This window comes from Streptococcus sp. M334 (assembly GCF_000187745.1).
GTDB lineage: Bacteria > Bacillota > Bacilli > Lactobacillales > Streptococcaceae > Streptococcus.
Genome location: NZ_GL732486.1, coordinates 140321 through 159967 on the forward strand (window position 1 = coordinate 140321; position 19647 = coordinate 159967).

General features: G+C 39.5%; 17 protein-coding genes and 1 pseudogene. 13 read left to right on the forward strand and 5 right to left on the reverse strand.

Annotated elements, in window-relative coordinates; translation table 11 throughout:
- Positions 1–64: 64 nt before the first annotated feature.
- Both ciaR and ciaH read left to right on the forward strand, forming a co-directional pair.
- The gene (gene ciaR, locus HMPREF0851_RS05320) at positions 65–739 is read left to right on the forward strand and encodes a two-component system response regulator CiaR (RefSeq protein ID WP_000590636.1); all 675 of its coding nucleotides are present in this window, start codon (positions 65–67) and stop codon (positions 737–739) included.
- Positions 729–2063, forward strand: a complete 1335-nt coding sequence (gene ciaH / locus HMPREF0851_RS05325) for a two-component system sensor histidine kinase CiaH (RefSeq protein WP_000491802.1) — start codon at positions 729–731, stop codon at positions 2061–2063. The genes ciaR and ciaH overlap by 11 nt, the downstream gene beginning before the upstream one ends.
- A 33-nt stretch (positions 2064–2096) precedes the next feature.
- On the opposite strand, the gene HMPREF0851_RS05330 is transcribed toward ciaH, so the two are convergent.
- Entirely contained in the window at positions 2097–2384 is a 288-nt protein-coding gene (locus tag HMPREF0851_RS05330) for a DUF3270 domain-containing protein (RefSeq protein WP_001145231.1), read from the reverse strand.
- A 139-nt stretch (positions 2385–2523) separates the two neighbouring features.
- On the opposite strand from HMPREF0851_RS05330, the gene HMPREF0851_RS05335 reads away from it, so the two are divergent.
- The 8 genes and pseudogenes from HMPREF0851_RS05335 (at position 2524) to tnpA (ending at position 13059) form a co-directional block, all read left to right on the forward strand.
- Positions 2524–3453 carry a peptidase U32 family protein gene (locus HMPREF0851_RS05335; protein WP_000411190.1) on the forward strand — a complete coding sequence of 310 codons (930 nt, stop codon included), beginning with the start codon at positions 2524–2526 and terminating at the stop codon, positions 3451–3453.
- A 198-nt stretch (positions 3454–3651) separates the two neighbouring features.
- Entirely contained in the window at positions 3652–6102 is a 2451-nt protein-coding gene (locus HMPREF0851_RS05340; RefSeq protein WP_000848737.1) for a bifunctional DnaQ family exonuclease/ATP-dependent helicase, read from the forward strand.
- Positions 6103–6138: 36 nt separating this feature from the next.
- Entirely contained in the window at positions 6139–7362 is a 1224-nt protein-coding gene (locus HMPREF0851_RS05345; RefSeq protein WP_000830670.1) for an FtsW/RodA/SpoVE family cell cycle protein, read from the forward strand.
- Between the two features lie 10 nt (positions 7363–7372).
- Positions 7373–7927, forward strand: coding sequence for a DJ-1 family glyoxalase III (locus tag HMPREF0851_RS05350; protein ID WP_000241404.1), 555 nt, complete (start codon positions 7373–7375; stop codon positions 7925–7927).
- 85 nt (positions 7928–8012) lie between these two features.
- Entirely contained in the window at positions 8013–8576 is a 564-nt protein-coding gene (locus HMPREF0851_RS05355) for an HAD family hydrolase (RefSeq protein ID WP_025169837.1), read from the forward strand.
- A gap of 13 nt (positions 8577–8589) precedes the next feature.
- On the forward strand, positions 8590–10536 hold the full coding sequence (gene gyrB / locus HMPREF0851_RS05360; protein ID WP_000134034.1) for a DNA topoisomerase (ATP-hydrolyzing) subunit B: 1947 nt from the start codon (positions 8590–8592) through the stop codon (positions 10534–10536).
- An 80-nt stretch (positions 10537–10616) separates the two neighbouring features.
- Complete coding sequence (gene ezrA, locus HMPREF0851_RS05365) at positions 10617–12344, forward strand: septation ring formation regulator EzrA (RefSeq protein WP_001276171.1); 1728 nt, start codon at positions 10617–10619, stop codon at positions 12342–12344.
- A 200-nt stretch (positions 12345–12544) separates the two neighbouring features.
- A pseudogene (gene tnpA, locus HMPREF0851_RS15475) lies at positions 12545–13059 on the forward strand (IS200/IS605 family transposase).
- 269 nt (positions 13060–13328) lie between these two features.
- On the opposite strand, the gene HMPREF0851_RS05370 reads toward tnpA, so the two are convergent.
- The 4 genes from HMPREF0851_RS05370 to HMPREF0851_RS05385 form a co-directional block, all read right to left on the reverse strand.
- On the reverse strand, positions 13329–13628 hold the full coding sequence (locus HMPREF0851_RS05370) for a DUF1827 family protein (protein ID WP_000767198.1): 300 nt from the start codon (positions 13626–13628) through the stop codon (positions 13329–13331).
- Between the two features lie 58 nt (positions 13629–13686).
- Entirely contained in the window at positions 13687–14139 is a 453-nt protein-coding gene (locus HMPREF0851_RS05375; RefSeq protein ID WP_000235165.1) for an NUDIX hydrolase, read from the reverse strand.
- A gap of 129 nt (positions 14140–14268) precedes the next feature.
- Positions 14269–16527 (reverse strand): ATP-dependent Clp protease ATP-binding subunit, encoded by a 2259-nt coding sequence (locus HMPREF0851_RS05380; RefSeq protein WP_000882536.1) that lies wholly within the window; start codon positions 16525–16527, stop codon positions 14269–14271.
- A gap of 227 nt (positions 16528–16754) precedes the next feature.
- Entirely contained in the window at positions 16755–16985 is a 231-nt protein-coding gene (locus HMPREF0851_RS05385) for a DUF1797 family protein (protein ID WP_000443570.1), read from the reverse strand.
- A gap of 189 nt (positions 16986–17174) precedes the next feature.
- Between HMPREF0851_RS05385 and HMPREF0851_RS05390 the strand changes: the two genes are divergently transcribed.
- The 3 genes from HMPREF0851_RS05390 (at position 17175) to HMPREF0851_RS05400 (ending at position 19603) form a co-directional block, all read left to right on the forward strand.
- Positions 17175–17858: an amino acid ABC transporter permease gene (locus tag HMPREF0851_RS05390; RefSeq protein WP_001011640.1), complete on the forward strand. Its 684-nt coding sequence runs from the start codon at positions 17175–17177 to the stop codon at positions 17856–17858.
- Positions 17858–18592, forward strand: a complete 735-nt coding sequence (locus HMPREF0851_RS05395; protein WP_000140957.1) for an amino acid ABC transporter ATP-binding protein — start codon at positions 17858–17860, stop codon at positions 18590–18592. The genes HMPREF0851_RS05390 and HMPREF0851_RS05395 overlap by 1 nt, the downstream gene beginning before the upstream one ends.
- Before the next feature lie 153 nt (positions 18593–18745).
- Entirely contained in the window at positions 18746–19603 is an 858-nt protein-coding gene (locus tag HMPREF0851_RS05400) for a bifunctional methylenetetrahydrofolate dehydrogenase/methenyltetrahydrofolate cyclohydrolase (RefSeq protein ID WP_000192100.1), read from the forward strand.
- The last annotated feature ends 44 nt before the right edge of the window (positions 19604–19647 follow it).

Below are 19647 nucleotides of genomic sequence, written 5' to 3' on the forward strand. Positions count from 1 at the left end.
GCAGAGAGTTGAGTTTTCTTTAAGGCAAATTTGGTATAATGGTTTTAATAAGGAGGAGTTTCTCATGATAAAAATCTTATTGGTTGAGGATGACCTAGGCCTGTCAAATTCAGTATTTGACTTTTTAGACGATTTTGCAGATGTCATGCAGGTGTTTGATGGGGAAGAGGGTCTCTACGAAGCTGAAAGTGGCGTCTATGATTTGATTTTGCTCGATTTAATGTTACCTGAAAAAAATGGCTTCCAAGTCTTGAAAGAATTGCGTGAAAAGGGAATTACGACACCAGTTCTGATTATGACTGCCAAGGAAAGTTTGGATGACAAGGGACATGGATTTGAATTGGGAGCGGATGATTATCTGACCAAACCTTTCTACCTAGAAGAACTCAAAATGCGGATTCAAGCCCTTCTCAAACGTTCAGGCAAGTTTAATGAAAACACCTTGACTTATGGAAATATTGTAGTTAATTTGTCAACAAATACCGTTAAGGTTGAAGATAATCCAGTCGAATTGCTGGGGAAAGAGTTCGATTTACTAGTTTATTTCCTTCAAAATCAAAATGTTATTTTGCCTAAGACTCAGATTTTTGATCGTCTATGGGGATTTGATAGTGATACAACGATTTCAGTTGTCGAAGTCTATGTTTCAAAAGTCCGTAAGAAATTAAAAGGAACCACTTTTGCAGAGAATTTGCAAACCTTGCGCAGTGTTGGGTATATTTTAAAAGATGTTCAGTAAACTAAAAAAAACATGGTATGCGGATGACTTTAGTTATTTTATCCGCAACTTTGGTGTCTTCACTCTGATTTTCTCTACCATGACCTTGATTATTTTGCAGGTCATGCATTCGAGTCTCTACACTTCGGTGGATGATAAGCTTCATGGCTTGAGCAACAATCCTCAGGCAGTTATTCAGTTGGCGTTAAATAGGGCGACAGAAGAGATTAAAGATTTGGAGAATGCTGCTACAGATACTAGTAAGACTGAGGTAAAACCCAATGTCAGTTCCAATACAGAGGTTATTCTTTTTGATAAGAATTTCACTCAGCTCCTTTCTGGAAATAGATTTTTGGGATTGGATAAGATTAAGTTAGAGAAAAAAGAACTAGGCCATATCTACCAGATTCAGGTTTTTAATAGCTATGGACAGGAAGAAATCTATCGCATGATTTTGATGGAAACGAATATCAGTTCTGTTTCAACCAATATCAAGTATGCGGCTGTCTTGATTAATACCAGTCAGTTGGAGCAAGCTAGTCAAAAGCATGAGCGATTGATTGTGGTTGTGATGGCAAGTTTCTGGATTCTGTCTTTGCTTGCCAGTCTCTATCTAGCTAGGGTCAGTGTTCGGCCCCTGCTTGAGAGCATGCAGAAGCAGCAGTCCTTTGTGGAAAATGCCAGTCATGAGTTACGAACTCCACTTGCTGTTTTGCAAAATCGCTTAGAAACCCTTTTCCGTAAGCCAGAAGCAACCATTATGGATGTGAGCGAAAGCATTGCATCGAGTTTGGAAGAAGTCAGAAATATGCGGTTTTTGACGACAAACTTGTTGAATTTAGCACGTAGAGATGATGGGATTAAGCCAGAACTTGGAGAAGTTCCAACTAGCTTTTTTAATACGACTTTCACAAACTATGAGATGATTGCTTCGGAAAATGACCGTGTCTTCCGTTTTGAAAATCGGATTCATCGAACGATTGTCACAGATCAGCTCCTTTTGAAACAACTGATGACCATCCTATTTGATAATGCTGTCAAGTATACTGAAGAGGATGGTGAAATTGATTTTGTGATTTCAGCGACTGATCGTAATCTCTATTTACTTGTTTCTGATAATGGAGTCGGTATTTCCGCAGAAGATAAGAAGAAAATTTTTGACCGTTTTTATCGAGTGGACAAGGCTAGAACTCGTCAAAAAGGTGGTTTTGGTTTAGGATTATCCCTAGCCAAGCAGATTGTAGATGCCTTAAAAGGAAGCATTACTGTTAAAGATAATAAACCAAAAGGAACAATCTTTGAAGTGAAGATTGCCATCCACACACCATCTAAAAAGAAAAAATAAAAATATCGCTCCAGATGGGGCGATATTTTGGATTTATCTTCTACGTTTTCGTTTGATAATAGATCGTTGAACTTTTAAAACAAGTAAGCTGGATCCGATTGCTGCGGCAAAGGCAAGAGCAGTTGATAATTTTAATGCTAAAAAGATAAAACTAAAGATAGCAATACAGATACAAAAAACAGCGATATTAACAAAAAATAGGATTTCCTTGAGATTGGCATCAGATTGCGCTTCAGGTGTATAATCTTGATAGCGAGGAACCTGATGGTTTGATTCTTCTTGATAGTCTACCTCATAGGATTGTAATTTTCTTACGGGCATTATTCTCTCCTTAACAGTACATACCTATTTTATCATTTTTTCAGCAGAGAATTATTACAGAAAGGTTACAAAAAGAATAAAGTCCCTTTTCATTTTCAAAGAATAGCTGATTTTTGAGAAATATGGTATAATCTTTCTTATGGAAAAGATTATCATTACAGCAACTGCTGAAAGTATTGAACAAGTTAAACAACTGCTCGAGGCTGGCGTAGATCGTATCTATGTTGGTGAGAAAGATTTTGGCCTTCGTCTGCCAACGACCTTTAGTTATGACCAATTGCGCGAAATCGCTGAGTTGGTTCATGATGCTGGTAAGGAATTGATTGTTGCAGTTAATGCCCTCATGCACCAAGATATGATGGACAGTATCAAGCCTTTCTTAGATTTCTTGGAAGAAATCAAGACAGACTACATTACGATTGGGGATGCAGGTGTCTTTTACGTGGTCAATCGCGATGGTTATTCATTTAAGACCATCTACGATGCTTCTACAATGGTAACAAGCAGTCGTCAGATCAACTTCTGGGGACAAAAGGCTGGTGCATCTGAGGCTGTTTTGGCACGTGAAATTCCATCTGCTGAGCTCTTCAAGATGCCTGAGATTTTGGAAATTCCTGCTGAAGTGTTGGTTTACGGTGCTAGTGTTATTCACCATTCTAAACGTCCACTCTTGCAAAACTACTATAACTTTACGCATATCGATGATGAAAAGACCCGCAAGCGTGACCTTTTCTTGGCTGAGCCAAGTGATCCTGAAAGCCATTACTCTATCTTTGAAGACAATCATGGTACCCACATCTTTGCCAACAATGACCTTGATCTGATGACCAAATTGACAGAATTGGTAGAGCATGGTTTTACTCACTGGAAACTAGAAGGGCTCTACACTCCAGGTCAGAACTTTGTTGAGATTGCGAAACTCTTTATCCAAGCGCGTAGCTTGATTCAAGAGGGAAACTTTAGCCATGACCAAGCCTTCTTGCTGGATGAAGAAGTGCGTAAACTTCACCCTAAAAACCGATTCCTTGATACAGGATTCTATGACTACGATCCTGATATGGTTAAATAAAGTAAATGATTCATTGAGAGAAGGAAGATTTAAAATTTCTTCTCTCAATTTTTCTTATTTCTTCACTATTTTCAAAAAATCATCAGGCTAGTATGCTCTGTTTACTGAGATTTTTAAGAAAAGTGACCTTCTTGAGTTTGAAACTAATCATATGTTTGCAGGTGCCAAATGGCCCTTTTTTTGGTATAATTTTTTATAATGAAAACGATTGGTAATCGCTATGTTGTGGTTGATTTAGAGGCAACTAGCACAGGTAGTAAGGCTAAAATTATCCAAGTGGGAATTGTTGTGATTGAGGATGGAAAAATCGTTGATCGCTATACGACAGATGTCAATCCACATGAACCTTTGGATGCTCATATCAAAAAACTGACAGGATTGACAGACCGACGTCTGGCGCAAGCACCTGATTTTTCGCAAGTTGCCAGAAAAATCTTTGACTTGGTGGAGAATGGGATTTTTGTAGCCCATAATGTTCAGTTTGATGCTAATCTCTTGGCGGAAAATTTATTTTTTGAAGGCTATGAACTAAGAAATCCTCGTGTGGATACGGTCGAATTGACTCAGGTCTTTTTCCCTGAACTGGAAAAATATAGTTTACCGATTTTGTGTCGAGAATTAGGAATTCCTCTAAAGCACGCTCATACAGCCCTTTCCGATGCCCAAGCTACAGCAGAATTACTCTTATTTTTACGAGAAAAGATGGCCCAACTTCCTAAAGAACTCTTGGAACGTTTGCTGGAGATGGCTGACGCCCTCCTATATGAGTCCTACCTGGTTATTGAAGAAATTTATCGAAGTCAATCTATCCTGATTTCTTCTGACTTGGTCGAAGTTCAAGGACTGTATTTCAAGAAAATTGTAGCTCCTCTGGAGTCACGAAAATTATCTCAAGATTTTTCTAAAAACATTTCTCTATTGAATCTTGAAGTGAGGGAGGAACAAGAAAGTTTTGCTAAAGAGGTTGACTTGCTATTGAAAAATGAGCCTGTCTCATTAATTCAAGCCCCGACAGGGATTGGGAAAACCTATGGCTATCTCTTACCCGCTTTATCTCAAGTGACAGAGCGTCAAATTGTTCTTAGTGTTCCGACAAAGATTCTTCAAAATCAAATCATGGAAGAAGAAGGTAAACATCTCAAGGAAGTATTCCATACAGATATTCATTCTTTAAAGGGCCCACATAATTACCTGAAGTTGGATGCCTTTTATCGTTCCTTGCAGGAAAATGATGAAAATCGCTTATTTAGACGCTTTAAAATGCAAGTCTTGGTCTGGCTGACAGAGACTGAGACAGGAGATTTGGATGAGATTGGTCAACTCTACCGTTACCAACATTTTCTAACAGATCTTCGTCATGACGGGAATTTATCAGCTAAAAGCTTATTTGTGACGGAAGATTTTTGGAAACGTAGTCAAGAAAGGGCAGAGACCTGCAAGCTTTTAGTGACCAATCATGCCTATCTTGTAACCAGACTTGAAGATAATCCTGAATTTGTCAGAGACCGTTTATTGATTATTGATGAAGTTCAAAAAGTTTTGTTGGCTCTAGAAAATCTGCTTCAAGAGACCCATGATATCCAGTCTATTATTGATTTAGTTGATAAGGCTTTAGTAGGAGAAGAAAACAGGATTCAGCAACGAATACTAGAAAGTATTCGCTTTGAGTGCCTCTACTTGATAGAACAATTTCAGTCTGGCAAATCTAAGAAAAATATCTTAGATTCTCTTGCCAATCTCCACCAGTATTTTTCAGAATTAGAAGTAGAAGGCTTTGAGGAGCTGGTTCGCTATTTTACAGCTGACCGAGATTACTGGCTTGAAGCAACTGAAACGAGTCAAAAGAAAATTCAGATTTCTTCTACGAAATCAGGCCGTATTCTTCTATCTTCCTTAGTGCCTGATTCATGTCAAGTCTTGGGAGTGTCGGCCACTCTTGAGATTAGTCAAAGAGTTTCTTTGGCAGACCTGTTAGGCTATCCCGAAGCTAAATTTGTTAAGATTGAAGCTTGTAAAAAACAGGATCAAGAAGTGGTCTTGGTCAAAGATTTTCCTCTAGTAACAGAAACTTCCTTAGAAGTCTATGCTAAGGAGGTAGCTGATTTGCTGATGGGAGTTCAAGCTTTCCAACAACCAATTTTGGTTCTCTTTACTGCCAAAGACATGCTTCTAGCAGTATCGGATTTACTTCCAGTTAGCCATCTGGCCCAGTATAAAAATGGGGATGTTCATCAGCTTAAGAAGCGCTTTGAAAAAGGTGAACAACAAATCCTGCTTGGTGCAGTAAGTTTCTGGGAGGGAGTTGATTTTTCAAGCCATCCTTTTGTAATTCAAGTTGTACCAAGACTCCCTTTCCAAAATCCACAAGAGCCCTTGACGAAAAAAATCAATCAGGAATTAATTCAAGAAGGAAAAAATGCCTTTTATGATTATCAGTTGCCAATGGCCATTATTCGTTTAAAGCAGGCTTTGGGAAGAAGTATGAGACGCGAACACCAACGTTCCTTAACTCTCATTCTGGATAGGAGAATTGTCGGAAAGAGATATGGCAAACAAATAGTGGCATCTCTCGCAAAAGAAGCGACTGTTAAAACCCTCTCTCGGTCTGAAGTTAATGAAGCTATTGATACATTTTTAAATGAACTTTGATAAATAGTATTGTATGAAAGTATAAGGTTAGTATATATGAAACGTTCTCTCGACTCTAGAGTCGATTATAGTTTGCTCTTGCCAGTATTTTTCCTACTGGTTATCGGTGTGGTGGCTATTTATATAGCTGTTAGTCATGATTATCCAAACAATATTTTACCCATTTTAGGGCAGCAGGTTGCCTGGATTGTCTTGGGGCTTGTGATTGGTTTTGTGGTCATGCTCTTTAATACAGAATTTCTTTGGAAAGTGACTCCTTTTCTATATATTTTAGGCTTGGGACTTATGGTCTTGCCGATTGTTTTTTATAATCCAAGCTTAGTGGCATCAACGGGTGCCAAAAACTGGGTATCGATAAATGGTATTACTTTGTTCCAGCCATCAGAATTTATGAAGATATCCTATATCCTCATGTTGGCCCGTGTCATTGTCCAGTTTACAAAAAAACATAAGGAATGGAGACGCACGGTTCCGCTGGACTTCTTGTTGATTTTTTGGATGATTCTCTTTACCATTCCAGTCCTAGTCCTTTTGGCACTTCAAAGTGACTTGGGGACGGCTTTGGTTTTTGTGGCTATTTTCTCAGGAATCGTTTTATTATCAGGGGTTTCTTGGAAAATTATTATCCCAGTATTTGTGACTGCTGTAATAGGAGTTGCTGGATTCTTAGCCGTTTTTATCAGTAAGGGTGGTCGTGCTTTTCTTCATCAACTGGGAATGCCGACCTACCAAATCAATCGTATTTTGGCTTGGCTCAATCCGTTTGACTTTGCCCAAACAACCACTTACCAGCAGGCTCAAGGGCAAATCGCGATTGGGAGCGGTGGCTTATTTGGTCAGGGGTTTAATGCTTCTAATCTGCTTATTCCAGTTCGAGAGTCGGATATGATTTTCACGGTCATTGCAGAAGATTTTGGCTTTATTGGCTCTGTCTTTGTTATTGCCCTTTATCTCATGCTGATTTACCGTATGTTGAAGATTACACTTAAATCAAATAATCAGTTCTACACCTATATTTCTACAGGTTTGATTATGATGTTGCTCTTCCACATTTTTGAAAATATCGGCGCTGTGACGGGCTTGCTTCCTTTGACTGGGATTCCCTTGCCTTTTATTTCGCAAGGAGGATCGGCTATTATCAGTAACTTGATTGGTGTTGGCTTGCTTTTATCGATGAGTTACCAGACTAATCTAGCTGAAGAAAAGAGTGGAAAAGTCCCATTCAAGCGGAAAAAGGTTGTATTAAAACGAATCAAATAAGGAGAAAATCATGGTTAAAGTAGCCGTTATGTTAGCTCAGGGCTTTGAAGAAATTGAAGCTTTGACAGTTGTAGATGTCTTGCGTCGTGCAAATATCACTTGTGATATGGTAGGATTTGAGGAGCAAGTGACGGGTTCGCATGCAATCCAAGTAAGAGCAGATCGTGTCTTTGATGGAGATTTATCAGACTATGATATGATTGTCCTTCCTGGAGGGATGCCTGGATCTGCACATTTGCGCGATAATCAGGCCTTGATTCAAGAGTTGCAAAACTTCGAGCAAGAAGGGAAGAAACTGGCAGCCATTTGTGCGGCACCAGTTGCTCTCAATAAAGCAGGGCTATTGAAAAACAAGGAATACACTTGTTATGACGGTGTTCAAGAGCAAATCCTTGATGGTCACTACGTCAAGGAAACAGTAGTGGTAGATGGGCAATTGACAACCAGTCGAGGCCCCTCAACAGCCCTTGCCTTTGCCTACGAGTTGGTAGAGCAATTAGGAGGAGACGCAGAGAGTTTACGAACAGGAATGCTCTATCGAGATGTCTTTGGTAACAATCAGTAAAACGGGAGTCAAACTCTCGTTTTTTTACTTGGAAAAATCTAGGAAATCATCGCTTTTTTAAGGAAAAAATGGTATAATGAAAGCTATGAAATATCACGATTACATCTGGGATTTAGGTGGAACTTTACTAGATAATTATGAAACTTCAACAGCTGCATTTGTTGAAACATTAGCGCTGTATGGTATCACACAAGATCATGACAGTGTCTATCAAGCTTTAAAGGTTTCTACTGATTTTGCGATTGAGACATTCGCTCCTAATTTAGAGAATTTTTTAGAAAAGTACAAGGAAAATGAAGCCAGAGAGCTAGAACATCCGATTTTGTTTGATGGAGTTTCTGACTTATTGGACGACATTTCAAATCAAGGTGGGCGTCATTTCTTGGTTTCTCACAGAAATGATCAGGTCTTAGAAATTTTAGAAAAAACCTCTATAGCAACCTACTTTACAGAAGTGGTGACTTCTAGCTCAGGTTTTAAGAGAAAACCAGATCCTGAGTCCATGATTTATTTAAGAGAAAAGTATCAGATTAGCTCTGGCTTAGTCATTGGTGATCGACCGATTGATATTGAAGCCGGGCAAGCTGCTGGACTAGCTACCCATTTGTTTACCAGTATCGTGAATTTAAGACAAGTATTAGACATGTAAGAAAAGGAATAAGATGACAGAAGAAATCAAAAATCTGCAGGCACAGGATTATGATGCCAGTCAAATTCAAGTTTTAGAGGGCTTAGAGGCTGTTCGTATGCGTCCAGGGATGTATATCGGATCAACCTCAAAAGAAGGTCTTCATCATCTAGTTTGGGAAATTGTTGATAACTCAATTGATGAGGCCTTGGCAGGATTTGCCAACCATATTCAAGTTTTTATTGAGCCAGATAATTCGATCACTGTTGTCGATGATGGACGTGGTATCCCAGTCGATATTCAGGAAAAAACAGGTCGACCTGCCGTAGAAACTGTCTTTACTGTCCTTCATGCCGGAGGAAAGTTTGGCGGTGGCGGCTACAAGGTTTCAGGTGGTCTTCACGGAGTAGGGTCATCAGTAGTTAATGCCCTTTCCACTCAATTAGATGTTCATGTCCACAAAAACGGCAAGATTCATTATCAAGAGTACCGCCGTGGTCATGTTGTTGCGGATCTTGAGGTGGTTGGAGATACAGATAGAACTGGAACAACGGTTCACTTCACACCAGACCCAGAAATCTTCACTGAAACAACAACCTTTGATTTTGATAAATTAAATAAACGGATTCAAGAGTTGGCCTTTTTAAATCGTGGTTTACGAATTTCCATCACAGATAAGCGCGAAGGTTTGGAACAAACCAAGCATTACCATTATGAAGGTGGTATTGCTAGTTACGTTGAATATATTAACGAGAACAAGGATGTTATCTTTGAGACACCAATCTATACAGATGGTGAGATGGATGATATCACAGTTGAAGTAGCCATGCAGTACACAACGGGTTACCATGAAAATGTCATGAGTTTCGCCAACAATATTCATACCCATGAAGGTGGAACGCATGAACAAGGTTTCCGTACAGCCTTGACACGTGTCATCAACGATTATGCTAGAAAAAATAAGTTATTGAAAGACAATGAAGACAACCTAACAGGGGAAGATGTCCGAGAAGGATTAACTGCGGTAATTTCAGTTAAGCACCCAAATCCACAGTTTGAAGGACAAACTAAGACCAAATTGGGCAACAGTGAAGTGGTTAAGATTACCAATCGTCTCTTCAGCGATGCCTTCTCTGATTTCCTTATGGAAAATCCACAGATTGCCAAACGTATCGTAGAAAAAGGGATTCTGGCTGCTAAGGCTCGTGTGGCTGCCAAGCGTGCGCGTGAAGTCACTCGTAAAAAATCTGGTTTGGAAATTTCCAATCTTCCAGGGAAACTAGCAGACTGTTCTTCTAACAATCCTGCTGAAACAGAACTCTTCATCGTCGAAGGAGACTCAGCTGGTGGATCAGCCAAATCTGGTCGTAACCGTGAATTTCAAGCAATCCTTCCAATTCGTGGTAAGATTTTGAACGTTGAAAAAGCTAGCATGGATAAGATTCTTGCTAACGAAGAAATTCGTAGTCTTTTCACAGCTATGGGAACAGGATTTGGTGCAGAATTTGATGTTTCGAAAGCCCGTTACCAAAAACTAGTTCTGATGACCGATGCCGATGTCGATGGTGCCCACATTCGCACCCTTCTTTTAACCTTGATTTATCGTTATATGAAACCAATCCTAGAAGCTGGTTATGTTTATATTGCCCAACCACCAATCTATGGTGTCAAGGTTGGAAGTGAGATTAAAGAATATATCCAGCCAGGTGCAGATCAAGAAATCAAACTCCAAGAAGCCTTAGCACGTTATAGTGAGGGACGTACCAAACCAACTATTCAGCGTTATAAGGGGCTAGGTGAAATGGATGACCATCAGTTATGGGAAACAACCATGGATCCTGAGCATCGCTTGATGGCCAGAGTTTCTGTGGATGATGCTGCAGAAGCAGATAAAATCTTTGATATGTTGATGGGGGATCGAGTAGAGCCTCGTCGTGAATTTATCGAAGAAAATGCCGTCTATAGTACACTGGATGTCTAAAAATCGGGAGAAGTAGTTCCCTTGGTCTAAAAAATATGATATAATCATTACGATTGTTTCAAGTAAAAAAGGAGTTTAATATGTCTGCTAGACTAGTAATTTATCTTGCAATTGCAGTTGCAGTTTTCTTCGTGATTGCTTATGCTATTGCAATCTACGTACGAAAACGCAATGAAAGTAAATTAGCAATTTTAGAAGAGAAAAAAGAAGAGTTGTACAATCTTCCAGTTAATGATGAAGTTGAAGCAGTAAAAAACATGCACTTGATTGGACAAAGTCAAGTGACTTTCCGCGAATGGAATCAAAAATGGGTTGACCTATCTCTTAATTCTTTTGCAGATATCGAAAATAATCTTTTCGAGGCAGAAGGCTATAACAACTCATTCCGTTTTTTCAAGGCCAGTCATCAAATTGATCAAATCGAGAGCCAAATTACCTTGATTGAAGAAGATATTGCAGCAATTCGCAATGCCTTGGCAGATTTGGAGAAACAAGAGTCTAAAAATAGTGGACGTGTTCTCCATACCTTGGACTTGTTTGAAGAGTTGCAACACCGAGTTGCTGATCATTCTGAAGAATATGGCCAAGGTTTGTCTGAAATCGAAAAACAATTGGAAAATATCCAATCAGAGTTTTCTCAGTTTGTAACTTTAAACTCGTCTGGTGACCCAGTAGAAGCTGCTGTGATTTTAGATAATGCTGAAAATCATATCTTGGCTTTGACACATATTGTTGATCGTATACCAGCAGTTGTAACAACATTATCTAAAGAGCTACCTGATCAGCTAGAAGATTTGGAGGATGGTTACCGTAAGCTTTTAGATGCTAACTATCATTTTGCTGAAACGGATATTGAAGCTCGTTTCCAATTGCTTCATGAAGCTCTTAAGAAAAATCATGAGAATATTGCGCAATTAGAATTGGATAATGCTGAGTACGAAAATACTCAAATCCAGGAAGAGATTAATGCACTTTATGATATTTTTACACGAGAAATTGCTGCTCAGAAAGTTGTAGAAGCTTTAGTAGCAACACTTCCTACTTATCTTCAACACATGAAAGATAGTAATGCTGTTTTAGTCGAAGATATTAAACGATTGAGTCAGAATTATCTACTTTCTGAAACAGATGTTAGTCATGTTCATAGATTGCAAACTGAATTAGACTCTTTGGAAGAATCTGTAATAGAATTAACTTCAGAACAAGAGGAACATTCTGAGCCATATTCATTACTTGAAGAACGTTTGGAAAATTTACAAGCGACTTTGAAAGAAATTGAGGATGAGCAAGTTGAACTTAGTCAACGTCTTGCTCAGATTGAAAAAGATGATATCAATGCTCGCCAAAAGGCAAATGTTTATGTCAATCGTCTCCATACTATCAAGCGATACATGGAAAAACGCAATCTGCCAGGTATTCCACAAACTTTCTTGAAGTTATTCTTTACGGCAAGCAATAATACCGAGGATTTAATGGTTGAGTTAGAACAGAAAATGATTAACATTGAATCTGTTACCCGAGTTCTTGAAATTGCAACGAATGATATGGAAGCTTTAGAAACGGAAACTTATAATATTGTACAGTATGCAACCTTAACAGAGCAACTCTTGCAATATTCTAACCGTTACCGCTCATTTGATGAACGAATTCAGGAAGCCTTTAATGAATCATTAGAAATTTTTGAAAAAGAATTTGATTACCATGCTTCATTTGATAAGATTTCGCAAGCTTTGGAAGTCGCAGAACCTGGTGTAACCAACCGTTTCGTTACTTCATATGAAAAGACACGTGAGATAATTCGTTTCTAAGATAGTAAAAAAGATTTGATTCTGTGAGAAGCAGAAGCAAATCTTTTTTATTATGCGACTATTAGTCCGTCTCGCTCCGTTAGGTGCGAGACAAAAAAACCACCCGCTATGCGGGTGTGCGTCGAAGGTTATACCCAAAAAACTCCAAACGCGATACAATAAAGGTGTTCAAGCCAATTGTAAAGCGAAAGGAGAAAAATATGGCACAAAAGGCTCATAGTTTATCGCACACAAAGTGGCACTGTTCTATCACATTGTGTTCACCCCTAAGTATAGACGAAAAGTCATCTATAATCAATATCGAAGTAGTTTAGGAGAAATATTTCATCGTTTGTGTAGTTATAAAGGATTTGAAATTATCGAGGGTCACTTAATGCCAGACCATGTACACATGTTAGTAAGTATTCCACCAAGGATAAGTGTTTCGAATTTCATGGGTTATTTAAAAGGAAAAAGTGCACTCATGATGTTTGACAAACACGCCAATCTCAAGTACAAGTTTGGGAATCGGCATTTCTAGGCGGAAGATTATTATGTAAGTACAGTAGGGCTTAATGAAGTCACAATTAAGAAATATATTCAAGATTAAAGTAATTATCCAGTGGATGATTTCTTCACGAGTATGAAAATTTGAAAACGAGTAAAGCATGATATATCATTAGATAAATTGAGTGTAAAAGAATATGAGGATTCCTTTAGGGATAGTGGTAAGTAATACTAAAGCCTCTTTGAGAAGCAAGTGACGAGTCAAGATTAATAAGGTTTGAACAACGTGAAAGCCAGCGTCTTTAGGCGCTGGCTGGTAATTTGGACTTATAGTCCTGGTACAAACCACCCGTTTGACGGGTGGTCATGATTTATTGATTACCTATAAAATTATGTATAATAGGATTTCAAGATAAAAAATTGGAGACGATTTAAAAAGCAAGTCCGAACCTATGTTTGGCTTATTAGGTTCAATAGCTTTCTAATCTCTCCAAGATTTTATTTGGTTGGAATCGAAATTCCAATTAATTTTTCTGAATAGAGGGTTTTGATATTGGCCTCATCAATAGAGTCCTTATCAATTTTACGTTTCAAGAAAAATTCTTGAATAGCTTCGATTTCAGTTTCTCGAATAGCACGGTGTTTGTTTGAGATGAGGATTTCATAGTGAAGCGGAGCTTGGGTAAAAATAACATCAGTATTTCCAGCAGAATAGACCTCAACAAGGGTTGCATCTGTACTCTCTAGCTGGCTTTTTACAAGTTGCGAGTGTGAGTTTGTCGTATTGATAAGCTTCATAACATTTCCTCCGATTTTCTAATACTATTATAGCACTTTTTGAATAAAGTAGCTTGATTTAGTCAATCTTATGCTGTTTTTTCCAAGATTCAATAGCCCATTTATGGCTACCACGTTTGAGGTTCTCAATAGCCTCGTCAATAGGGAACCAGGCGATATGATTAAAGTCTTCTAGTGGCTTTTGCACTTCTTTGAAAGAAGTCGCTTCATAGAGGTAGGCAGGATTGTAGTAGTAGGTGTCACGGTGACGAGAGTAGAAATATTCGTCAGCTTGTCCGTAATAAGTACCAATTTCAGCTGTGAAACCAAGCTCTTCAATCAATTCACGCTTTAGAGCTTCTTGATGATTTTCACCTGCTTCAATTTCACCACCTGGTAAGAACCAAGCGCCATTTGGTGCTTGAACAAGAACAATTTGTTTTTGTTCAGTGTCAGGGATAACAGCATAAACACCATAGCGGTGTTGGTAAGTCACATTCTCTTTTTTTTCTCCGAAAGTTGGGGTTGCCATTGCATTTTCCTCATTATCTAGTATCGTTATTATTATCATAATGGACAAAGGCCGAGCTGTCAAGAACTTATAGTTACTTTTGTAAAAAGGAGCAGAAAATTTTCATTTTCTACTCCTTTTCTATAGGATTTATACTTCTTTCTCAGAAGTTTTTACTTCAGTTTTTTTGGCAGATTTAATCTGAATGTTTCCCTTGCTGGTCATAACTGCCTTGAGGTCTTTTTCGCTTGGATTTTCAAGGTAGTAGTCAGTGATTGCGTCCTCAATATAGTCTTGAATAGTGCGACGAAGTGGGCGTGCTCCCATTTTTGGATCATAACCGAGATCAACCAACTTTTCCTTGACCTTGTCAGTTACATCTAAATGAATGTTGTTGCTAGAAAGACGTTTGTTAACATCTGCCAGCATGAGTTCGACGATTTGGAGCAGGTTGTCCTTGCTGAGAGCCTTAAATTCGATAATACCATCAAAACGGTTCATAAACTCTGGGCTAAAGAAGTTACCGAGTTCACCGAGAACAGAATTGGTACGTCCTTCTCTAGCAGCACCAAATCCAACGCTGGCTTCTGCCTTACCTGTACCTGCATTTGAAGTCATGATGATGATTGCGTCCTTGAAGCTAACGGTACGTCCTTGCCCATCTGTCAAACGACCATCGTCCAAGACCTGGAGGAACATGTGCATAACATCTGGATGGGCTTTCTCTACTTCATCCAAGAGAATTAGAGAATATGGATTGCGGCGGACTTTTTCAGTTAATTGCCCAGCCTCATCGTAGCCGACATAACCTGGAGGGGCACCAACTAATTTCGCCACACTGTGTTTTTCCATATATTCACTCATATCGAAGCGAATCATACTGTCAGCAGAACCAAAGAGTTCGATAGCTAGTTGTTTGGAAAGTTCTGTCTTACCGACACCAGTTGGGCCGACAAAGAGGAAACTTCCGATTGGGCGATTAGGAGTACCAAGTCCGACACGATTACGTCGAATAGCCTTGGCAATCTTATCGACTGCGTCATCTTGACCAATAACATGAGACTTGAGATCTTCGGCTAGATGGATGAGTTGAGATTGTTCTTTCTCTTTTAAATCACCAACAGGAATGTTTGTTTTCTGCTCGATAATATGCTCAATGGTTTTCTCACTGATAATAGGAGTATCTTGGTCCGTAACCTTTTTCTTTTGCATTTCCTTATATTTAGCAATCTGATCACGGAAGTAGGCTGCCTTCTCAAAATCTTCCTCTCGTGTAGCTTGAGACTTGAGATTTTCGGCCTCAATCAGACGTTGGTCAATGACTTTAGGATCCACAAAATTCAAGGTCAAATTCATCTTAGAACCAGCTTCATCTAGGAGGTCAATGGCCTTGTCAGGTAAGAAGCGATCTTGGATGTAGCGATTGGAAAGAGTTGCAGCTGCTTCAATCGCAGCATCGGTATATTGAACGTGGTGGTAGTCTTCGTATTTTTTTTGAATCCCTTTGAGGATAGTGATTGTTTCCTCCACCGTTGGTTCATCGACTTTAACAGGCTGCATACGGCGTTCTAGGGCAGCATCCTTTTCAATGATACGATATTCATTGAGGGTAGTTGCACCGACCAGTTGCAGTTCGCCACGAGCAAGGGCTGGCTTGAGGATATTTCCAGCATCCATATTGCCATCGCCCGCAGAACCAGCACCAACAATTTCATGGATTTCATCGATAAAGAGGATGATGTCTTCACGTTTGCGAATTTCTTCCATGAGTTTTTGCATGCGTTCTTCAAATTGTCCTCGAATCCCCGTTCCTTGAACCAGGCTAACCACATCCAGACGGATGACTTGTTTACCTTGGAGTTTATGTGGCACATCGCCATCGACAATTTTCTGAGCTAGACCTTCGACAACGGCCGTTTTTCCGACACCAGGTTCACCGATAAGAACGGGATTATTCTTGGTTCTGCGATTGAGAATTTCGATGACACGGATAATCTCATCGTCGCGCCCAATAACGGGGTCAATATCTCCACGACGGGCAATTTCAGTTACGTTGATACCAAATTCTTCCAGCAGGCCTTTTTCTTGGCTTGGTGGAGGAGTTTGAGCAGGTCCACGATTTTGGGAACCATAACCGCCGTTTCCACCGTAACCTCCACCTGATTGAGTTGGGGGAGTCGGAGGAGTATTGCTAGAAGGCCTAAAATTGTTTAGGTCATTGAAGAAATCGCCAAAAGGATCAAAGTCACGATTGTTCAGATCTGTCATACCTTTAAAGAGGCTATTGTTAGGATCTGTCTTGATAATCTTATAGCAGTTTTGACAGAGGTCAATTTGTTTTTGCTTTCCATTGAGATTGGTATAAAGATGAATTGTTGAGTCATTGATTTTACAGTTTTGACAAAGCATACATCTACCTCATTTCTTTCTTTAGCTTGACCTGTTTAAAGGTCAAAAATAGTCAAATTTCTATACTCTCATTATAACAGGATTGGGGTGTAAAGCAAGTAAAAAGATTGCAGCTTTGAGAAGTTGTTACAATGAAAATCTTTGTGAATTTGGACTAAAAAAATCCTATTTGTGAGACAAAGAGGATTTTGGTTAGACATGCAGGGGCAATCCCGGCTTGTTTTATATTAGTAAAGGAGTTCGTAAATCTCCATTGCAATCAAGTCAATGCTGTCAAACGTATAAGTTTCACGAGCTTCGACATCACGAAGGGTAAAGATTGAACCGTTTTCTTCGTCGTGGCTGTATGCAACTTCTGCAACAACAACTCCTTCGCGTTCAAAATTACGTTTTAAATTTCCACCGTCTTTAGCCATTGCTTCAAGGCGGTTGATGATTCTAACCAAATGTGATTCCATTTTGATTCTCCTTCATTTCTTATCTTTACTATTTTACCATAAAGGAGGCCAACTTGACTAGAAAAAACTAAGATTTCTCGCTAAATCTACCAGCTTAAACTTTTTTGAATAAATCGGATAAAAAGTTTGAATTTTAATTCAATGCATGTTATAATCATACAGTATTCTATTTTAGAAAGCGGTGTGACTATGAATTTTTCTTTTTTACCTAAGTATTTACCTTATTTTAACTATGGGGCTGTTGTGACGGTTCTCATTTCTATCTGTGTTGTCTTTTTGGGAACTATTTTGGGTGTTGTCTTGGCTTTTGGGCAACGTTCAAAGTTTAAACCGCTTGTTTGGTTCGCCAACTTATACGTTTGGATTTTCCGTGGGACACCAATGATGGTTCAGATTATGATTGCCTTTGCCCTTATGCACATCAATGCTCCGACTATTCAGGTTGGGATTTTGGGTGTTGATTTTTCTCGTCTGATTCCAGGGATTTTGATTATTTCTATGAACAGTGGTGCTTATGTTTCTGAGACTGTTCGTGCTGGGATTAATGCGGTCCCTAAGGGGCAGTTAGAGGCGGCCTATTCTTTAGGGATTCGTCCTAAAAATGCGATGCGATATGTGATTTTGCCACAAGCAATCAAAAATATCTTGCCAGCCTTGGGGAACGAATTTATCACTATTATCAAGGATAGTTCCCTCTTATCAGCTATCGGTGTCATGGAGTTGTGGAATGGGGCTACAACAGTTTCTACAACAACCTATCTACCTTTAACACCACTTTTATTTGCTGCATTTTACTACTTGATTATGACCTCTATTTTGACCGTAGCCTTGAAAGCTTTTGAAAAACGTATGGGACAAGGAGATAAGAAATAATGACAGAAACCTTGATAAAAATTGAAAATTTACATAAATCTTTCGGAAAGAATGAAGTATTGAAGGGCATCAACCTCGAGATTAAAAGGGGGGAAGTTGTCGTTATCATCGGTCCTTCAGGGAGCGGGAAATCTACCTTGCTTCGCTCTATGAATTTGTTGGAAGAAGCGACCAAGGGGAAAGTTATCTTTGAGGGAGTCGATATTACGGACAAGAAGAATGACCTCTTTGCCATGCGTGAGAAGATGGGCATGGTTTTCCAACAATTTAATCTCTTTCCTAATATGACTGTGATGGAAAACATCACCTTGTCTCCTATCAAGACCAAAGGTGAAAGTAAGGAAGTTGCAGAGAAGAGAGCCCAGGAACTTTTGGAAAAAGTTGGTTTACCAGATAAGGCAACTGCTTATCCACAGAGTTTGTCAGGTGGGCAGCAGCAACGGATTGCCATCGCGCGTGGGTTGGCAATGGAACCAGATGTTTTACTCTTTGACGAGCCGACTTCAGCCCTGGACCCTGAAATGGTAGGTGAGGTGCTGGCTGTTATGCAAGACCTAGCCAAGTCAGGAATGACTATGGTTATCGTAACGCATGAAATGGGATTTGCCCGTGAGGTGGCAGATCGTGTTATCTTTATGGCAGACGGTGTGGTTGTTGAAGATGGGACACCTGAGCAGATTTTTGAACAAACCCAAGAACAACGGACTAAGGATTTCTTGAGTAAGGTTTTATAATCTATTTTAAAATTTCAAGACAAGATTAGTGAAAAGCTCAACCAGAGCTTTTTCTTATAGTTTGAAACTATAGGATTGCCTAGGAAAGAAGTGTTAGAGGGTACTAGCAGTTTTTGGTATAATGGAAGATATTTGAAAGAAAAGAGAATTGATATGACACAGATTATTGATGGGAAGGCTCTAGCAGCTAAGTTACAAGGGCAGTTGGCTGAAAAGACTGCAAGATTAAAGGAAGAAACAGCTCTAGTACCTGGTTTGGTAGTGATTTTGGTGGGAGACAACCCAGCAAGTCAAGTTTACGTTCGCAACAAGGAACGTTCTGCCCTTGCGACTGGTTTTCGTAGCGAAGTAGTGCGAGTTCCAGAGACTATTACTCAAGAGGAATTGTTAGATTTGATTGCTAAATACAATAAAAATCTAGCTTGGCATGGGATTTTGGTTCAGTTACCTTTACCCAAACATATCGATGAAGAGGCGGTTTTGTTGGCCATTGATCCCGAAAAGGATGTAGATGGTTTCCATCCGCTAAACATGGGGCGTCTTTGGTCTGGTCATCCAGTCATGATTCCTTCTACACCTGCAGGAATTATGGAAATGTTTCATGAATATGGGATTGACTTGGAAGGTAAAAATGCGGTCGTCATCGGTCGTTCCAATATCGTCGGAAAACCTATGGCCCAGCTTCTTTTGGCCAAGAATGCAACAGTGACCTTGACTCACTCACGCACCCATAATCTCGCTAAGGTTGCTGCTAAAGCGGATATTCTTGTAGTAGCAATCGGCCGTGCCAAGTTTGTGACTGCTGACTTTGTCAAACCAGGTGCGGTAGTCATTGACGTTGGGATGAATCGTGATGCAAATGGTAAGCTCTGTGGGGATGTGGATTATGAGGCAGTTGCACCACTTGCTAGCCACATCACGCCAGTCCCTGGAGGTGTCGGTCCTATGACCATTACCATGCTAATGGAGCAAACCTATCAGGCAGCACTTCGGACATTGGATATAAAATAGGAACAAATTCGCTGAAGAAAGTCTATTTTCTATAGCTATATCTA

Coding starts and splice junctions, on each gene's coding strand:
- HMPREF0851_RS05355 (WP_025169837.1), top strand. CDS start 8,013: ATGAAATATCACGATTACATCTGGGATTTAGGTGGAACTTTACTAGAT.
- HMPREF0851_RS05385 (WP_000443570.1), bottom strand. CDS start 16,985: ATGGAATCACATTTGGTTAGAATCATCAACCGCCTTGAAGCAATGGCT.
- HMPREF0851_RS05395 (WP_000140957.1), top strand. CDS start 17,858: ATGACAGAAACCTTGATAAAAATTGAAAATTTACATAAATCTTTCGGA.
- HMPREF0851_RS05350 (WP_000241404.1), top strand. CDS start 7,373: ATGGTTAAAGTAGCCGTTATGTTAGCTCAGGGCTTTGAAGAAATTGAA.
- ciaR (WP_000590636.1), top strand. CDS start 65: ATGATAAAAATCTTATTGGTTGAGGATGACCTAGGCCTGTCAAATTCA.
- gyrB (WP_000134034.1), top strand. CDS start 8,590: ATGACAGAAGAAATCAAAAATCTGCAGGCACAGGATTATGATGCCAGT.
- HMPREF0851_RS05335 (WP_000411190.1), top strand. CDS start 2,524: ATGGAAAAGATTATCATTACAGCAACTGCTGAAAGTATTGAACAAGTT.
- HMPREF0851_RS05380 (WP_000882536.1), bottom strand. CDS start 16,527: ATGCTTTGTCAAAACTGTAAAATCAATGACTCAACAATTCATCTTTAT.
- HMPREF0851_RS05370 (WP_000767198.1), bottom strand. CDS start 13,628: ATGAAGCTTATCAATACGACAAACTCACACTCGCAACTTGTAAAAAGC.
- HMPREF0851_RS05390 (WP_001011640.1), top strand. CDS start 17,175: ATGAATTTTTCTTTTTTACCTAAGTATTTACCTTATTTTAACTATGGG.
- HMPREF0851_RS05400 (WP_000192100.1), top strand. CDS start 18,746: ATGACACAGATTATTGATGGGAAGGCTCTAGCAGCTAAGTTACAAGGG.
- HMPREF0851_RS05330 (WP_001145231.1), bottom strand. CDS start 2,384: ATGCCCGTAAGAAAATTACAATCCTATGAGGTAGACTATCAAGAAGAA.
- HMPREF0851_RS05340 (WP_000848737.1), top strand. CDS start 3,652: ATGAAAACGATTGGTAATCGCTATGTTGTGGTTGATTTAGAGGCAACT.
- ezrA (WP_001276171.1), top strand. CDS start 10,617: ATGTCTGCTAGACTAGTAATTTATCTTGCAATTGCAGTTGCAGTTTTC.
- HMPREF0851_RS05345 (WP_000830670.1), top strand. CDS start 6,139: ATGAAACGTTCTCTCGACTCTAGAGTCGATTATAGTTTGCTCTTGCCA.
- HMPREF0851_RS05375 (WP_000235165.1), bottom strand. CDS start 14,139: ATGGCAACCCCAACTTTCGGAGAAAAAAAAGAGAATGTGACTTACCAA.
- ciaH (WP_000491802.1), top strand. CDS start 729: ATGTTCAGTAAACTAAAAAAAACATGGTATGCGGATGACTTTAGTTAT.